Source organism: Pseudomonas sp. C9D1, from assembly GCF_056491235.1.
Genome location: NZ_JBSZIE010000001.1, coordinates 208001 through 223443 on the forward strand (window position 1 = coordinate 208001; position 15443 = coordinate 223443).

The 15443-nt window shown below is 63.3% G+C and carries 15 protein-coding genes; 9 read left to right on the top strand and 6 right to left on the bottom strand.

From position 1 onward, the window contains the following. The first annotated feature begins 87 nt into the window (after window positions 1-87). The 9 genes from ACXI0U_RS00975 (at window position 88) to ACXI0U_RS01015 (ending at window position 9776) form a co-directional block, all read left to right on the top strand. Window positions 88-729, top strand: a complete 642-nt coding sequence (locus ACXI0U_RS00975; RefSeq protein ID WP_028689677.1) for a TetR/AcrR family transcriptional regulator — start codon at window positions 88-90, stop codon at window positions 727-729. 131 nt (window positions 730-860) lie between these two features. After that, entirely contained in the window at window positions 861-1892 is a 1032-nt protein-coding gene (locus ACXI0U_RS00980) for an efflux RND transporter periplasmic adaptor subunit (protein WP_223231736.1), read from the top strand. Between the two features lie 24 nt (window positions 1893-1916). Beyond that, entirely contained in the window at window positions 1917-5021 is a 3105-nt protein-coding gene (locus ACXI0U_RS00985; RefSeq protein ID WP_479549610.1) for an efflux RND transporter permease subunit, read from the top strand. Window positions 5022-5101: 80 nt separating this feature from the next. Then, the gene (locus ACXI0U_RS00990; protein ID WP_032665245.1) at window positions 5102-5449 is read left to right on the top strand and encodes a DMT family transporter; all 348 of its coding nucleotides are present in this window, start codon (window positions 5102-5104) and stop codon (window positions 5447-5449) included. Between the two features lie 15 nt (window positions 5450-5464). Further along, a complete protein-coding gene (locus tag ACXI0U_RS00995) occupies window positions 5465-6085 on the top strand; it encodes a DUF3313 family protein (protein WP_016487830.1) in 621 nt (206 codons plus the stop codon). Continuing rightward, on the top strand, window positions 6082-7239 hold the full coding sequence (locus ACXI0U_RS01000; protein ID WP_016487831.1) for an MlaE family ABC transporter permease: 1158 nt from the start codon (window positions 6082-6084) through the stop codon (window positions 7237-7239). The genes ACXI0U_RS00995 and ACXI0U_RS01000 overlap by 4 nt, the downstream gene beginning before the upstream one ends. Window positions 7240-7268: 29 nt before the next feature. Continuing rightward, the gene (locus ACXI0U_RS01005; protein ID WP_028689679.1) at window positions 7269-8057 is read left to right on the top strand and encodes an ABC transporter ATP-binding protein; all 789 of its coding nucleotides are present in this window, start codon (window positions 7269-7271) and stop codon (window positions 8055-8057) included. Window positions 8058-8148: 91 nt separating this feature from the next. Beyond that, window positions 8149-9078 carry an MlaD family protein gene (locus ACXI0U_RS01010; protein WP_016487833.1) on the top strand — a complete coding sequence of 310 codons (930 nt, stop codon included), beginning with the start codon at window positions 8149-8151 and terminating at the stop codon, window positions 9076-9078. A 92-nt stretch (window positions 9079-9170) separates the two neighbouring features. Continuing rightward, the gene (locus ACXI0U_RS01015; RefSeq protein WP_223231737.1) at window positions 9171-9776 is read left to right on the top strand and encodes an ABC-type transport auxiliary lipoprotein family protein; all 606 of its coding nucleotides are present in this window, start codon (window positions 9171-9173) and stop codon (window positions 9774-9776) included. 75 nt (window positions 9777-9851) lie between these two features. Here ACXI0U_RS01015 and ACXI0U_RS01020 read toward each other — a convergent pair whose 3' ends face one another. The 6 genes from ACXI0U_RS01020 to ACXI0U_RS01045 all read right to left on the bottom strand — a co-directional run bounded on the left by ACXI0U_RS01020 (window position 9852) and on the right by ACXI0U_RS01045 (window position 15418). Next, window positions 9852-11846, bottom strand: coding sequence for a relaxase/mobilization nuclease and DUF3363 domain-containing protein (locus ACXI0U_RS01020; protein ID WP_016487835.1), 1995 nt, complete (start codon window positions 11844-11846; stop codon window positions 9852-9854). A gap of 448 nt (window positions 11847-12294) precedes the next feature. Then, window positions 12295-12882, bottom strand: coding sequence for a S26 family signal peptidase (locus tag ACXI0U_RS01025; RefSeq protein WP_006379345.1), 588 nt, complete (start codon window positions 12880-12882; stop codon window positions 12295-12297). Continuing rightward, a complete protein-coding gene (locus ACXI0U_RS01030) occupies window positions 12879-13436 on the bottom strand; it encodes a DUF2840 domain-containing protein (RefSeq protein WP_006379346.1) in 558 nt (185 codons plus the stop codon). Before ACXI0U_RS01030 ends, ACXI0U_RS01025 begins: the two co-directional genes overlap by 4 nt. Continuing rightward, window positions 13433-13696 (bottom strand): hypothetical protein, encoded by a 264-nt coding sequence (locus tag ACXI0U_RS01035; protein ID WP_022652187.1) that lies wholly within the window; start codon window positions 13694-13696, stop codon window positions 13433-13435. Before ACXI0U_RS01035 ends, ACXI0U_RS01030 begins: the two co-directional genes overlap by 4 nt. Further along, the gene (gene parA / locus ACXI0U_RS01040) at window positions 13693-14331 is read right to left on the bottom strand and encodes a ParA family partition ATPase (RefSeq protein WP_003092312.1); all 639 of its coding nucleotides are present in this window, start codon (window positions 14329-14331) and stop codon (window positions 13693-13695) included. Before parA ends, ACXI0U_RS01035 begins: the two co-directional genes overlap by 4 nt. Window positions 14332-14572: 241 nt before the next feature. Beyond that, window positions 14573-15418, bottom strand: a complete 846-nt coding sequence (locus tag ACXI0U_RS01045; RefSeq protein ID WP_022652188.1) for a replication initiator protein A — start codon at window positions 15416-15418, stop codon at window positions 14573-14575. Window positions 15419-15443 lie beyond the last annotated feature (25 nt).

A 15443-nucleotide genomic window follows, 5' to 3' on the forward strand; every position in this document is an offset into this window, starting at 1 on the left:
TTCCGAAAAAGTCTTGACGGACTGTTTTACGCCTTCTACTATACCGTCTGGACTGTATATGACTCAAGCTTTTTTTGGAGCACGACCATGCCGCCTCGCGCGAAAACAAAGTTGCCCCCCCCGTCCACCGCCCATAGCAGCACCGATGCGCAGCCCGTTCTCCAGCAAGGAGCCCAGCTAACTCGCGAGCGCATCCTGCAGGCCGCTCGCGAACTGGTGCTGGAGGAAGGCGCCAGTCGTCTGACGCTGGACGCCGTCGTCGTGCGGGCCGGGTTGAGCAAAGGGGCGTTTCTCTATCATTTCAAGACCAAACGCGATTTGTTCGTGACACTGATCGACGAGATGATCCGGGCGTTCGACGCGGTACAAGCCAATCACGAGCGCAGGTTTGCCGGAGACCCGGACCCCTGGCTGTCGAGCCAGGTGGAAGCGATACCCGACGACGAGATGCAGAAGATGGGCGCAGCGCTGCTCGCGGCAGCTGCGGAAGATCCAACACTTCTCGACCCACTGCGCGAGTGTTATCGCGTGCAGTACGAACGCGTGCGTCGATCCCCGCGTGGCACCGAGACCGCGGCACTCATCATGCTGGCATTGGATGGCGCCCTGTTCGCCGATCTCCTGGGTCTGCCGATACTCGCACCCGCAGAGCGGCGGCATTTCTTTCGGGCGCTCCAGGATCTCGCCTCGGGCCATCTCGAACTGATCCCTGCGAAAGGACACCCATGAGTCGCGTCCGTAGAGCTTTCATGACCGCGTGCGCACTGCGCTCCTTGACGGTTGCTTGCACACTATTCATTTCGACCCTGGTCTCAGGGTGCGGAAACTCGCAATCCACCGTATCCGAGCCTCCGCGCGCAGTGAAGCTCGCCGCCGCGCAGTCGGATCTTCCGCATAGCTCCCGCATCGAATTGACTGGCTCGGCGCGAGCAACCGAGCGCAGCATCCTAGGATTTGAAACAGGAGGACGGATCGCCAAGTTGAACGTCGACGTGGGTGAACGGTTCGCCCGCGGTCAAGTCATGGCAGAACTTGATGCGGAACCTGACCGGCTTCGCGTGACGCAAGCGCAAGCATCCCTGGCGGCCGCCGAAGCCGGCCTGATGGATCGACGTGTACAGACAGATCAACAGCGCCGGTTGCTCGAAAGCGAAGTCATCTCCCCTGCTGCGTTCGAGAGCGCCAAGGCGCAGCTAGCGGTCGCAGAGGGCCAAGCGCGCACTGCCAAGGCAGCGCTTGGCCTGGCCGAACGAGCACAACGTGGCACGATGATCGTCGCTCCTTTCGATGGTGTCGTGGCGGAAAAGCTGGCTTTGGCGTTCACCGACATTGCTGCTGGTGCGCCGGTATTTCAGGTCGACGGTGTGCGCAGTGGCACTGAGATCATCGCGAACGCGTCTACTACACAGGCACCTCACATAGATGTCGGCCAACGCGCAGAACTGTTCTGGAGCGGAGCCGAACAACCAATCCGAGCGGTGGTACGTCGTGTCGGTCTGCGCGCCGAAAATGGCTCGCTCCTACCCGTGGTGCTAGTGCCTGAAGATAACGCGCAAGCGCGCGCACTTCGGCCAGGTATTCCCGTACAGGTCGTGCTCGACGCACCTGCGGCGACCTCCAAGACCTCTCGGCCCGAGACTGTATCCGTCCCTTATGCCTCGCTGGTGCTCGGCACGAAGCCGGGTGAGGCTTCCGTCTTCGTCTACACCCCTGCAGATAAGAAGGTGCACCGTCGCGCGGTGCGCTTCACGCCGGCACAGGAAGGAGACAGCGCGCGCGTCCTCGCTGGACTTAAGCCCGGCGAGACGGTGGTTGCCGCCGGAGGCGGATGGCTCACCGATGGACAGCCAGTGACACCACTGGAAGCCACCACTCAATTGACCAAGCGCTAACGCGATCCACCAGGTTACTTCATCATGAAGATCACCGAGATGGCGCTGCGCGCCAGTCGACTTACCTACTTTGTAGCGCTTATCATTTTCGTCGCCGGCATCGCGACCTTCCTGAATTTTCCTTCTCAGGAGGAGCCGACTGTCACGGTCCGCGATGCGATGGTCACGGCGTTGAACCCGGGGCTGCCCGCCGAACGCGTTGAGCAACTCATTGCCCGGCCGATCGAGGAGCGCTTGCGCGAACTGGCAGAGGTCAAGCGCGTGACGAGCACCGTGCGCGCAGGCAGCGCCATGATCCAGGTCACGATCTGGGACCGCTACACCGACTTGGCACCGATCTGGCAGCGCGTCCGGGCCAAGGTCGCCGATTCGAAGGATGCCTTACCACAGGGCACGATGGGGCCTTTCGTCGACGAAGACTTCGGCCGCGTCGCGGTTGCCTCGATTGCGGTCACTGCACCAGGTTACTCCATGAGCGAGATGCGCGTCGCGCTCAAGCAGATGCGCGACCGCCTGTACACCGTGCCTGGTATTGAGCGCATCACTTTCTACGGCCTGCAGGAAGAGCGCGTCTATCTCGAGTTCGATCGGCCTAGGCTTGCGCGATTGGAGCTGACACCACAGGGGGTGATCGACCAACTCGTCAAACAGAACGTCGTCGCTTCGGGTGGACAAATTGTCGTCGGCGGCATCAATGCAACCTTGGCGGTCAGTGGCGAAGTGAGTGACGCTCCCTCCCTGCGAGCAATGCCGATCGCGCTGCCGCGACCGCAAAGTAGTACGGCGCCCATGCCGACGATCGCATTGGGTGAACTGGCGCAGGTGAGTGTGCGGCCAGCCGATCCGCCGGAGTCTGCCGCCATCTACAAAGGCCAGCCCGCGGTCGTCATGGCGGTTTCGATGGCCTCTGGTCAAAACGTGGAGCAGTTCGGAAAAGCGCTCAAAGCACGGGTTGCAGACCAGGAGAAGCTGCTGCCGGCGGGTTTCGATCTGTCATACGTCACTTTCCAGGCCGATGTCGTCAAGCACGAGATGGGCAAAATGAACCACGTCATGATGGAGACGATCATCGTCGTCCTCGGTGTCGTCGTGCTATTCCTCGGTTGGCGAACCGGGATCATCGTGGGCATGATCGTGCCGTTGACGATCCTCAGTGCACTCATCGTCATGCGCGCGATGAACATCGAGCTTCAGAACGTCTCGATGGGCGCCATCATCATTGCGCTCGGCTTGTTGGTGGACAACGGCATTGTGATTGCCGAAGACATCGAACGCCGCCTAGCCGGTGGCGAAGATCGTAAGCATGCCTGCCTCGAGGCGGGCCGCACGCTCGCCATTCCGCTGCTCACGTCCTCGCTCGTGATCGTGATCGTGTTCTCGCCGTTCTTTTTTGGCCAGAACGCCACGAGCGAGTATCTGCACAATCTCGTGGTCGTGCTGGCACTGACGTTGTTCGCATCGTGGCTGCTGTGCCTGACTGTCACGCCCCTGTTGTGCTACCACTTCGCCAAACCCCACCACAAGCAGGAGCATGGCGACGCGTATGACACCCGCTTCTACCGTGGCTACCGGCGCGTACTGGAGTGGGTTCTCCACCATAAGGCGGTCTATGTAGCGTCGATGATCGCGGCGCTTGCCATTGCGCTGTATGGCTTCACCACCCTGCCTTACGATTTCATGCCCAAGTCCGACCGGCTTCAGTTCCAGATTCCGGTGCAGCTCGCCCCAGGTACGGATTCGCGCGAAACGCTCGCACGCGTGAAGCAGATCAGTAGTTGGCTGGGCGACAAGAACATCAATCCAGAAGTCTCCGATCACATCGGCTACGTCGCCGATGGTGGACCTCGCTTCATCCTTAGCCTGAATCCACCGCTGCCGGCATCGAACATCGCGTACTTCGTTGTCACACTGAAGCCGAAGAGCGACATCGACGCTGTCCTCGCCCGAACCCGCAGCTACTTTGCGCACGCACATGGCGACGTGCGCGCCGAGCCCAAGCGCTTCTCGCTCGGTGCGACCGAATCAGGGACCGCCATCTATCGTGTCAGCGGTCCGGATGAGGAGGTATTGTTGGAGGCTGCGTCCAAAATCGAAGCAGCACTGCGCAAGCTGCCCGGAACCATCAACGTCAAGAACGATTGGGATACGCGCATTGGCCGCATCGACGTAAAGGTTGACCAGGACCGCGCGCGTCGGGCGGGCGTAACGACTGAAGACATCGCTGGCGGGCTGGATGTCCGCTACAGCGGCCGATCGATCTCGGTGATTCGCGACGGTGACACCTCCGTTCCGATCGTCCTGCGCAGCATCGTAAGCGAGCGTCGCAGCACGGCAGACGTAGGCGCGACGCTCATCTATCCCAGCAACGGCGGTCCGGCGGTGACGCTGGCCCAGGTCGCAGACGTATCGCTCGCGAGCGAGCCATCGGTCATCCAACGGCGCAATCTCATCCGCACGATCACCGTGCAAGGACAGAACACCTCCTACACCGCCCAGGAGATCGTCAACCGCCTGGTGCCTAGCGTCGCTGCCTTGGACCTGCCCGCGGGCTACTCGGTCGAACTTGGCGGCGAGATCGAGGAAGCTGCCGAATCGAACGCCGCGCTGTCGACCTACATGCCCCTCGCATTTCTGGCGATGCTGATGCTGTTCGTATGGCAGTTCAATTCCTTCCGCAAGCTCGGTGTGATCCTCGCGACGATCCCTTTCACGCTTATCGGCGTGGTATTGGCTCTGAAGCTAACCGGCACACCTTTCAGCTTCATGGCGACCTTCGGCGTACTGGCCTTGTTCGGGATCATTGTCAACAACGCCGTGCTGTTGCTGGAACGCATCGACCAGGGCTTAGCGGAAGGCCTGCCGCGCCATGAAGCCTTGGTTGGGGCCGCGATACAACGACTTCGTCCAATCGTGATGACCAAGGTCACCTGCATTTCGGGACTGGTGCCACTCATGCTCTTCTCCGGACCGTTATGGACAGGGATGGCGATCGCGATGATCGGTGGGCTGGCGCTCGGAACGCTGGTGACGTTGGGCTTGATTCCGTTGCTTTACGAAGTCCTGTTTGGAATCAAGCGAATTAGGCCGTGGAGCCTGAGTGCCGCCACCGCGCATGGAGATCGCTCATGAGTCTCTTGCGGACCGCCTCGTGCTGCGCATTCTCAGAATTCGTATGTACCCACGCTTCATCCGTATGTCTCGCTAGGCTTATGCGATTCAGCATCCATCCGCTGATCTGGAAATCCTGGTCGATTGTCATTGCCGCAGGGGTTCTAGGAGCGGGCTATCCATTGGGCCTGCGGGCCATCACGGCGGGCGGTCCGACGCGCTGGGTCGGCCTCTGTGTGGCAGTGACGTGCATGGCGGCCAGCGGCGCACTTTTGTGGCTCGCGCTCAAGCGGATTCCGATCAGCGCGGCCTCTGCAGCCTGGGCAGGAATCGGGCTACTTGGAAACTTGGGTATCGGCGCCCTCTTGCTAGGCGATCTCGCATCAGTGACGCGCTGGTCTGGCACCGCCCTCATCGCAGCAGGCATTGCCTGTCTTAGTTTCGTTTGATCAAGGAGACCCATTATGAAGAGCAAAACTGCATTGATCCGCGGCGGCATTTTTTTTTGCGTAGCAGCCGCGCTCTCTGGATGCGCGACCAACAGCATGACGCGCTCCGGATTTCTCGGCGACTACGAGAAGTTATCGCCGACACGATACGAGAACGTACTGATGTACCGCGCAGCGGGATTCGAGCCCAAGCGTTATGCCGCTGTCGTGGTGGAAGATGCGCAGATCAAGACCGCCTCGGGTCGCATCGATGGGCTCGATGACGCGCAGCAGCGTGAAGTGCTAGACCATGTGACGAGCGAACTGAAACGCCAGGAAGGCAAAAGTCCCGCCACCCCAGGTGGCACGGGACAGGTTCGGGTGCGTGTAGCGGTCACCGAACTGCAGACACCGAATCGGGCAGTCAATGCAATGACGACCCTGCTGGTTGGACCCGTGACGACGGGCGGTGCCAGCCTAGAGTTCGAAGCAGTCGATGTAAGTACGGGACGACGCGTTGCTGCCGCCAGTTGCTTCGAGCGCGGCAACGTCATTAAAGAGTTCGCCGGTTCGTACACATTGCTGGGTCATGCCAAAGCGGCGATCACGAACTGCATCGAGCGCATCGACAGCGCTTGGCGGGACACGCAGCCATGAGCAACGCTTCACAGGCTTGGCTCCGGCAGGATGCCATGGTCGGCGGTGATCACAAATGGCTGGCGGGTGGCGACTGGACGATAGAGCACTACGCCAGTCTGGCAAAATCCGTGTCCGCCGCCCGCATCAGCCATGCCGAGGGGTACGCCACTCCCTTGCTCGACTGGACGCAAGTCCAGAGACTGGACACCGCCGGCGCGGCTCTGCTGGTGGAAATTCTCGGGCCAGACTCGATACTCGACCGGCCGGAGGCAGCTCCAAATCTGTCCCCGGATCGCCTCGCCCTAATGAAAGCGCTTGCCGCCGCTGCTACCGCTCAGCAGAAGACGGACAAAGCAGCGGTGAGCGGGAATCCTCTGCTCCGCGGTCTGGGACGCATAGGCCTGACCGTGGAACAGGGCTGTCGTGCGTGTCTTGGTCTGGCCGGGTTCGTGGGTCAGATCATCGAAACATGGAGCCGTACCGTTCGTCACCCGCGTCGCTGGCGCACGACCTCGGTGATCGCTCAAATCCAGCGGTCAGCGGTGGACGCCATTCCCATCGTGGCGCTACTGAGCTTCATGGTAGGAATGGTGGTGGCGTTCCTGGGCGCAACGGTGCTGGCCAACTTCGGTGCGAGCATCTTCTCGGTGCATCTGGTCGCCTTCTCGTTCATGCGCGAGTTCGGAGTGCTGCTCCCGGCCATATTGATTGCAGGCCGTACCGCAAGCGCGTATACCGCCCAAATCGGTTCGATGAAGGCAAATGAAGAGATCGATGCGCTTCGCTCCAACGCGCTCGACCCCATCGAGTTGCTGGTGCTGCCACGCGTGCTGGCGCTTCTTGTGTCCTTGCCACTGCTCACATTAGTAGGCATCTTGGCTGGCATTGTGGGCGGCGCCACTGTATGCGCACTGAGCTTGGAGATTCCTCCTGCACAGTTCCTTGCCATCGTGCAGGAAAAAATCGAGGTGCGCCATTTTCTTGTCGGAATGAGCAAGTCCCCGCTCTTCGCGGTGATGATCGCCGCTATCGGCTGCCATGAAGGGTTCAAGGTCGCCGGTAGCGCTGAGTCGGTAGGCGACCACACGACTTCTAGTGTTGTGCAATCAATCTTCATGGTGATCCTGATCGATGCCATCGCTGCACTGTTCTTCATGGAGATGGGCTGGTGAGCGCGGTGAAGGAAGACACCGACAACGGTGTGCGACACGCTATTGAAGTGCGCGGCCTAGACAACAGGTTTGGAACCCAGCAGGTCCATCAGGACCTGGACCTGGACGTGCGACGCGGGGAAATCCTTGGCGTGGTGGGAGGATCAGGCACCGGGAAATCCGTGCTCTTGCGTAGCATCGTCGGGCTGCAGAAGCCGCATTCGGGCGTGGTCCGTATCGGGGGGCGCGACCTACTGCGAGCCCAATGGCTTGCACGCGCGCGTATGGAGCGAAGGTTCGGCATTCTGTTCCAGAAGGGCGCGTTGTATTCATCGCTGACCGTCTTGGAGAACGTCGCTCTTCCTTTAATCGAGCATGTCGGTCTGGCGCGGCCTCTTGCCGAGCGTTTGGCAAGAAGCAAGCTGGGCTTGGTGGGGTTGCCTGCCGGAGCGGGAGACAAATATCCGGCCTCGTTGTCCGGAGGCATGGTGAAACGAGCAGCACTGGCGAGAGCCTTGGCGCTTGATGCGAACATCCTGTTTCTTGACGAACCCACCGCAGGACTGGATCCAATCGGGGCTGCATCTTTCGACCAATTGATTCTGACCCTGCGCAATGCACTGGGTCTCACGGTGTTTCTGGTAACCCACGACCTCGATACGCTGTACACCATATGCGACCGTGTCGCGGTCCTGGCGAACCAGAAGGTACTCATCAACGACGGCATCGAGGCAGTCGAGCGATTCAAGCACCCGTGGATACAGGAATACTTTCACGGCCCCCGTGGCCGTGCGGCCGCACAGGCCACTGGTGCTTCCAGCCAAGAGACGCAGCCATGAAACCCTTCCGCATCTGCATCATTCTTCCGTCGCGCACGCATTGGGCTGGGCGCACGCAATATTTACACTCTGAAAACGAGGTGGTCTGATCATGGAGCCACGTGCCCATCATGTATTCATTGGTCTGTTCGTCGTGCTGCTCGGTGCGATTGGTATCGGCTTCGCGCTCTGGCTCAGCGACACACGTTCCGACCACGATTACCAGTATTACCGGATCATGTTCGATGAGCCAGTGACCGGGCTTACGCCCGGCAGCCAGGTTCAGTACAGCGGAATCACGATTGGCGAAGTCGTTGCACTTTCTCTTTCGCCGCCTGACCCAAGGCGGGCGATAGCGCGCGTGCGTATCAATGCCACCATCCCGGTCCGGCAGGATACCCGCGCTGAATTGGTCATCACGGGAATTACCGGCAACGCGGTGATCGAGTTGAGCGACGGTGGGCCAAACGTGCCATTGCTGGATCGGAAAGAGGACGAGGAACCGTTGATCCTCGCGCCACGTTCGGCGATGGCATCCCTGGTCTCCGGCGAGGGTAACAGCATGACGACACTCAACGGCATCTTGCTGCGCACGCAGGAGTTACTGTCGAAGGAGAATTTGGCTCTTGTGCACCGCAGTCTAGTGAATCTCGAACAGACTACGGGCGCGGTCGCTGACCAGAGGGCCGAGATCGCGACGTTAATCAGCAATCTGACCGAAGCAAGCAGAGAATCGACAGCTGCCGTGCGCCAAGCAAATAGCACTCTTCGCGATGCCAACCTGCTACTAAATAACGATGGTAAGCAAATCATGGTGAACACGCGTGATGCAACGGCATCCCTCGAACGCGCCGCTTTCAGGGTTGAGACGCTACTGCAAAACAATCAGGAATCGCTGAACCAAGGCATGGCCGCCACAGGCCCTGCCATGCACGAACTCCAGCAGGCGCTGGCCAATCTAAACACCGTGCTGCGCCGACTGGATCGCAATCCGGCGCAATACCTGCTCGGTGGAGAGAACATTGAGGAAACCAAGCCGTGAACACTTCCGCCAGGATGATTCCCGTCGCTGCCGCGACTATGACGCTAGTACTCGGCTTGTCCGCGTGCAGTGTGCTTCCCAAAACAGCTCCAATGGTCACCTACAAACTGCCCGACTATCACATCGCCCAGGCGGAGAGTACGCCACGCGCCGTTCCTGGACCTGGGGCGCTGCGCGTCTACGCCCCTGAGAGTAGTCGCGTCCTGGATTCGGAGCGGCTTTTCATTGCGCAGCCCGATGGTCGCTTGTCGGCTTGGCAAGGAGTGCGTTGGGCCGACCCCGCACCGGTGCTGCTACGCGACCGAATCGTCGAAGCCTTCATGCGCGATGGGCGGTCGACTTCGGTGATTACCGATAGCACGCCAATGAGCGCCGATATGGAGTTGCGCAGTACGCTACGGGCGTTCCAGCTCGAATACCGCGGCACTGAAGCGATCGCCGCGGTTCGGGTTCGGCTCGATGTGCAACTGGTCGATCCGGCCAAACGGACTGCTATTGCCAGTAGACGCTTCGAAGCAATCCAAGCTACAGGCAGCAAGCGAGAGGCAGATGTGGTGAGCGCGTTCGGTGTCGCGACGGACGTGTTGGCCGGGCAGATCGTTGAATGGGCAGTTCAGGTCGGGGCAGCGCGTTTGCGAGTTGCACCGGAATCGGCAAGCAACCATGCACCCACAGCGTCGGCGATAAGCACAGACTAGTCGCCTTAACGGAGCACAGAAGCTAGGGCCAGAACGCTGCTCGACACCTTAACTCGGTACGACAGCCTACGGCCCCTATCCAATCCCAGGACCTCGTTGCCGTCCAACCTCCCATGACACACCGCCGCCGCGTACAGTCGCGGCGATCTGCTGCCCCAGTCGTGGCTCGATTATCGGCCGCCAAGGCACCAGACTGAACCCCATGCCGTCATCGAGCAGCGCATAGCGACCGCTGGCGAGAATGACCGAGCGCCGGTAGATGCCGGCTACGCGCTGCCCGTCTGTGACGTGCCGATGCTCCAACCCACTATCGGCGGCAATGTGCTGGGCGGCCTGCGCCAGCTCCCGATTGCGCAGCGTTTCCAGCAGATTCCGGGAGAGAATCACCCGCTGCCCACGCCGCTGGGCCAGCCCCTGTTCTTCGAGGAAGTCGGCGCGCTGCTGCAAGGCTTGCTTGGCATCGCCACCAAAGCCCAGGTCGCCCAATCCCCGGCCGCCGCCGATCAGTTGCTGGTCGAGCCAGGTGGCGCCGATCACGCGGGCCTGCCGCTCGATCGGCAGGTGAGATTTCAGGTCCACGGCCACGCCGCCCAGTCGCTGCGCATCGTACTGGCGCCCACGCTCGGATAGGTCGTCCGGCACTTTCCATAGCCCTTCCGCCACGCGCTCCACGATGCCGGCCCGGCGCAGGGCTTCCAGCCGTCGGACGTGGGCCGCGACGACTTCCTGCGGGTCGCGGCCGGGCTTGGCTCGGCCTTGCTCGATCGCCAGGTGATGATCGGTACGGTACAGGCCATCGCTCGCCAGTGCGGCGATGTTCTTGTCCGCCGCCCGTACCTCGGCGGAACCACGCACCTCCACCACCGCGCCGGTGGGGTAGCTCGCCAGTTCGTCGCGGGCGTTCAAAGCGACGTAGTGGGCCTTGCCGTCCACGCCGTCGATGACCAGATAGCCGCGGTCGTGCAGCTCGTCGGCCAGCCCCTTGGCGGCCACGCGGCCGACGAGGGTACGGCCGTCGTCGGCCGGCTCGAATACCGCCAGCTCGCGCGGCTGGCCGCTCATGGCGCGCTGCATGGTGCGGATGATGTCGCCACGCTCGCCCAGGGCACGCAGGGTCTTCTCAGCGTCGGCATGGATGGCCCAGGTGCTGGGCTGCACCTCGTCGGCCAGGCCGAGCCGCTGCAAGCGTTGCAGCCGGCCGATCAGTAGCAGGCGCTGGCGTTGCAACGTCGGTTCGTTGAAGCGTTCGATCCGCACCCGGTCATCCTCGCCGACCTCGCGCTGCAACGTGCGGTCGAGGCTCGTCCACCGCTCTTGCTTCACCTCGCGCTGCCAGGTCTGCTGGATCTCCAGTTCGGTGCGCGGCCCCAGCCATTCCGTCGCCAGCTCGGCGGCGCGATGGCGGAAGCCGTGGGCGATGTAGTCGCCCGCGATGACGAGGTCTCTGCCGGTATCGTCGCGTCCGCGCACGATCAGGTGCGTGTGCGGGTTGTCGGTGTTCCAGTGATCGACCGCCACCCAATCCAGCCGCGTTCCCAGGTCGGCCTCCATGCGGTTCATCAGGTGCCGGGTGTAGGTGCGCAGGTCGTCCAGCTCGGCTCCGTCTTCCGGGGAAACAATGAAACGGAAATGGTGTCGGTCGTCCTGGCAGCGTTCCTTGAAGGCATCGAGGTCGGCATGGTCGGTCTGCGGCCCGTAGGCACGGCCCGGCTCGCCGTCCCGGCCGGCACCGTCGCGCTCGATGTAGCGCAGGTGCTTGGCGAGCGACTGCGGGCTGGCGTTGCGCTGGTTGACCAGCAGCGTCTTGACGGTCACGCGCCGTGACATGGGTGTCAGCTTTGCACCTGCGAAGCGCGCTGCCGTATGGCCGCGCCCAAGCCGTGAGCCGGGCCGCTGGCCCGCGTGCTGGCCGCTCCCGCCAGCGACAGGACGGCGCACCGCCGACTTGCCGCCGCTGGCTTTGCCAGCCCGCTTGAGCACCTTGGAAACGAAGCTCTGGCCCTGGCCTTTGCCTCGGTTCTTCGGCGCGCCAGGGCGCACCCGGAAATCGTCGTCGCGGCGGTCGGTCATGGCAGCGCCCCTGGCAAGCTCCGGCGTCTCCGGGCGTGCGAAGCACGCGGACATGCCTGCATTGGCGCGGGCCTCGCGCCCCACGCGGCACGGCGGCAAAGCCGCTCCGTGCCGCGCCACCCCCATGTGCAGACAGGCCTTCGACGCGGCCCGGTGCCGCGTCCTTTTGTCTTGCCTTCCGCCTTTGCCCCTCGCTCCCGCTCCGGGCATCGGCGGCCCGGCGGCGCTGCTGCACCAGCAGCCAGCCCGCCGGCGAACACGCCAATGGCCGCAGGCCAGGCGCGTTCGAGGCAAGACGCCTGCACGTTGGACGGCTGCGCCGAAGGCAGCGCGAAGTGCGGTGCGAATGCACCCGCACTGCACGTGCGATGACAAGGCGACGAACAGTAGAACGACATGCCCGATGGCACGATGAGAGGCGCGGCAAAGTGCAGCGAATCGGCGGCCATCATGGACGTGTCTCCAGCCAGATCGGATGCGCAACGCCGATCGCGGTGGATGCACTGACCGGCCCGAAATAGCGGCTGTCGAACGACGCTGGGTTGGTCACGCTCAAGAGGAACAGTTCGCCCGGTTCGAGACGGCGGCAAAGCTGCAAGGATGGCAGCGGTCGGCCCTGCCGGTCGGCAGGCAGGGCGGCGGCCACCGGCACGCCGTCGATGCGAACCTGGCCGGCGACGATGCAGACGTGTTGTGGCGCGACTGCGCCCACACGTTTGAGCAGCGGAACGCGGGTCGGTAGGTAACTGCGCTGCGCAGCCAGCATGGCGGCCCTGTCGGGCAGCGGCACCAGCACGATGCTGTCCACGGACAGCGGACGTGGCCGCGAGGCGGTGCGCGGGTCGAACGGTTCGATGCGATACCAACCGACCGCCACGCTGTCGGACGGGTTGTAGGCCATTCGCGGCAGGGGCTGCACGAACGCAGCCCAGGCCAGCGCAGCGAGGCCGACGGTGGCGAAGCCTGCCAGCACGAGGCGAGTGCGCAGGCGCGAGCGAGGATGCGGCACGGGGCCGGTCGTGGAAATCGTGGTCATGGCAATGCCCTCCCTGCCAGCCAGGCGGCGTGCCGTTCTGTGGTGTATGTGGGTAACGCCGAGCGCGCTGCGAGCCGGTTCGCGAGCGTGCGCCAGTACGCGGGCGATGTGTCTGCGGCTGCGATGCCCAGCGCCTCGATGTCGTCGATGCGTTCCAGCACGGCGCGAACGTTGGCATCGCCTTCGGCGTGCAACAGCAGACGCGCGCCCGGCTGCACGCCGGGGATGCGTTGCACGGCGTCCAGCGGCGTGGCGGTCTGCATCACCATGAGCTGCCAGCGGATCGTGCCGTAGTCGTTGGCCTGCCAACGGATGCGGCACAGAACCGCGTTCGGCAGGAACACGGCGCAGCGCCGCCAGCGGTCGAGCTGGAGCGTGCGCGCCGGTTCGCCGAAGCGCAGGTAGAGCTTGAAGCGGGGTTCGATGTAGGTCAGCGCCACGCGCGTCAGCGGCACGTTGCCGGCCTGGCCGGCGAGTGTCGAAGGCGCCGGCGGCGGTGCAGCCGTGGGCGCACTTGCTTTGGGGGTGTGGGCGGTCGAAGCGGATGCGTTCACGGCGTGCCCTCCGGGGGAAACTCCCGCTCCAGCAGGCTGCGCAGCAGTTCGGCTACGGTCACGCCTCGCGTGAAGGCCGACACCTTGATGCGCGCCCGCATGGCGGGCGTGATGTCAAGCGTCAGTCGAGCGGTGTAGAGGTCGCCTTTCTGCAAGGCATCTGCGTCGCCCTGGCGAATCCACGCTTCGGCGTGCGGATTCGCTGGGGGACGTACACCGATGCCGACGCGCTTGCTGCGTGGTGATGGCTTTCCAGTCATGTCGGCCACCGCAGCAGTTCGTCGGTGAGCGCGGCGATCTCGCGGGCAGCGGCGCTGTCGGGCGCGGTTTCGCGGGCGAGCCGGCCAGCGGCTACGCTGTCGGCAAAGACGATGCGCTGGTGGATCTCCGAGCGCAGCGCGGGCAGCGGCTGTTCGGCCAGCGATTGCCGTGCCTCCCTGCCGATGATGGTGGTGCTGACGCGCCGGTTGATGACGAAGGCCGCGCGTAGCGCTGGCCGGAACACCTGTGCTTCGCGGATCAGTGCGACCATCTCGGCAGAAGCCCATACGTCGTAGGGGCTGGGCTGCACGGGGATCAGCACGCGCTCGGCCGCCAGCAGCGCGGAGCGCGCGAGGGCGGCGATGCGCGGCGGGCCGTCGATGATGATGTGATCGGCCCGCCTGGCGAGTTCTGGCGCTTCCTGATGCAGCGTTTCGCGGGCAAGGCCCACGGCGCTGAACAGACGGGGCAGGCCCTGCTGGCTACGCCGCTGCGTCCAGTCGAGCGATGACCCCTGCGGGTCGGCATCCAGCAGGATGACATGCAGGCCGCGCATCGCCAGTTCGCCGGCGATGTGCGTGGCGAGCGTGGTCTTGCCGACGCCGCCTTTCTGGTTGAGAAACGCGAAGATCATGGCGCGGCCCTCCGAGCTGGAAAGCCGGCCTGGGCGTGCCATTTCGTGGTTGTCCACCGAAACGGCGCGCTTCTACTAAAAGTTATGTATTTCTTGTTAGGTAAGTTAGAGGGAACGCAAACCCGCGCCGTTGTTGGCTTTCCGGCGTTTTCGTACTCCTGATAGCACGAGGGTCGTACTCCTGATAGCACGATACCCGGTACTCCTGATAGCACGAGGCCGTCCACAGGTTCTCCCGCAGTTATCCCCGTGCCGCGTGCGGCACGGGCCGGAAGGTCAGCAGCTCGGTGTTGTCGTCCGGCATCCGCTCGATGCCGAGGACGTAGCCGGGCAACGACTGCCGCGCCACCAGGGCGCGCACGTCGTAGGCGAAGTCCGAGAAGCGGGCCGCGCTGCCGGATTTGCGGTACAGGTGTCGGAAGTCGAATTGCCAGCCGTGCTCCTGCCGCCCGCCATGCTTGCGCACCAGGCGGTACAGCCAGCGTTCGATACCGCCTTTCAAGCGGAAATAGGCCGGGTCGATGGTCAGCACCAGGGCGGCGTCGAGCACGCCGGCATAGAACCAGTCCGGCAAGATCAGCTCGATGCCCAGCGGGGTGCCGCTGGCGTCGGCGAGTTCCTTCCACTCGTTGATCCACGAGAAGCGATGCAAGCGCCTTCCCGTGGTTTCGCGGATGGACGTGGCCACCGTGGTCGATTGCAGCCGGTCGAGGGCGGCCTTCAGGCGCTGGTAGTCGTTGAGGGACGTGCCGCGCCCGATGAAGCGCAAAATCTCGTAAGGCGTGGCGCGTATCCAGCGCGACGGGCGCAGGCCCGCGTCGCGCGCCTCCACGATCTGCGAGGCGGCCCATATCAGCACGTCGGCATCCCATATCGTTGCGATGCCGTGCTCCTGCGTGCCTTCCACGCGAATGGTGACGTTCCCGCTGCGGAAGTCGATCGGCGCCGTGCGCCGCGACTTGGCAAGCGAGAAGAACGGAAAGGCCATCAAGTCCTGGGAATCGCGTGGCGCCATGTCGCCCGGCAGCGCTCGGAACAGATCGAGCTGTTCGCGCTGCGGCAAGGCTTGCCCTGGCGGGCTGGACATGGCGAAGGCCACCCACGCGCCGACG

Coding starts and splice junctions, on each gene's coding strand:
- ACXI0U_RS00975 (WP_028689677.1), top strand. CDS start 88: ATGCCGCCTCGCGCGAAAACAAAGTTGCCCCCCCCGTCCACCGCCCAT.
- ACXI0U_RS00985 (WP_479549610.1), top strand. CDS start 1,917: ATGAAGATCACCGAGATGGCGCTGCGCGCCAGTCGACTTACCTACTTT.
- ACXI0U_RS00990 (WP_032665245.1), top strand. CDS start 5,102: ATGCGATTCAGCATCCATCCGCTGATCTGGAAATCCTGGTCGATTGTC.
- ACXI0U_RS00995 (WP_016487830.1), top strand. CDS start 5,465: ATGAAGAGCAAAACTGCATTGATCCGCGGCGGCATTTTTTTTTGCGTA.
- ACXI0U_RS01000 (WP_016487831.1), top strand. CDS start 6,082: ATGAGCAACGCTTCACAGGCTTGGCTCCGGCAGGATGCCATGGTCGGC.
- ACXI0U_RS01010 (WP_016487833.1), top strand. CDS start 8,149: ATGGAGCCACGTGCCCATCATGTATTCATTGGTCTGTTCGTCGTGCTG.
- ACXI0U_RS01015 (WP_223231737.1), top strand. CDS start 9,171: ATGGTCACCTACAAACTGCCCGACTATCACATCGCCCAGGCGGAGAGT.
- ACXI0U_RS01020 (WP_016487835.1), bottom strand. CDS start 11,846: ATGACCGACCGCCGCGACGACGATTTCCGGGTGCGCCCTGGCGCGCCG.
- ACXI0U_RS01025 (WP_006379345.1), bottom strand. CDS start 12,882: ATGACCACGATTTCCACGACCGGCCCCGTGCCGCATCCTCGCTCGCGC.
- ACXI0U_RS01035 (WP_022652187.1), bottom strand. CDS start 13,696: ATGACTGGAAAGCCATCACCACGCAGCAAGCGCGTCGGCATCGGTGTA.
- parA (WP_003092312.1), bottom strand. CDS start 14,331: ATGATCTTCGCGTTTCTCAACCAGAAAGGCGGCGTCGGCAAGACCACG.
- ACXI0U_RS01045 (WP_022652188.1), bottom strand. CDS start 15,418: ATGTCCAGCCCGCCAGGGCAAGCCTTGCCGCAGCGCGAACAGCTCGAT.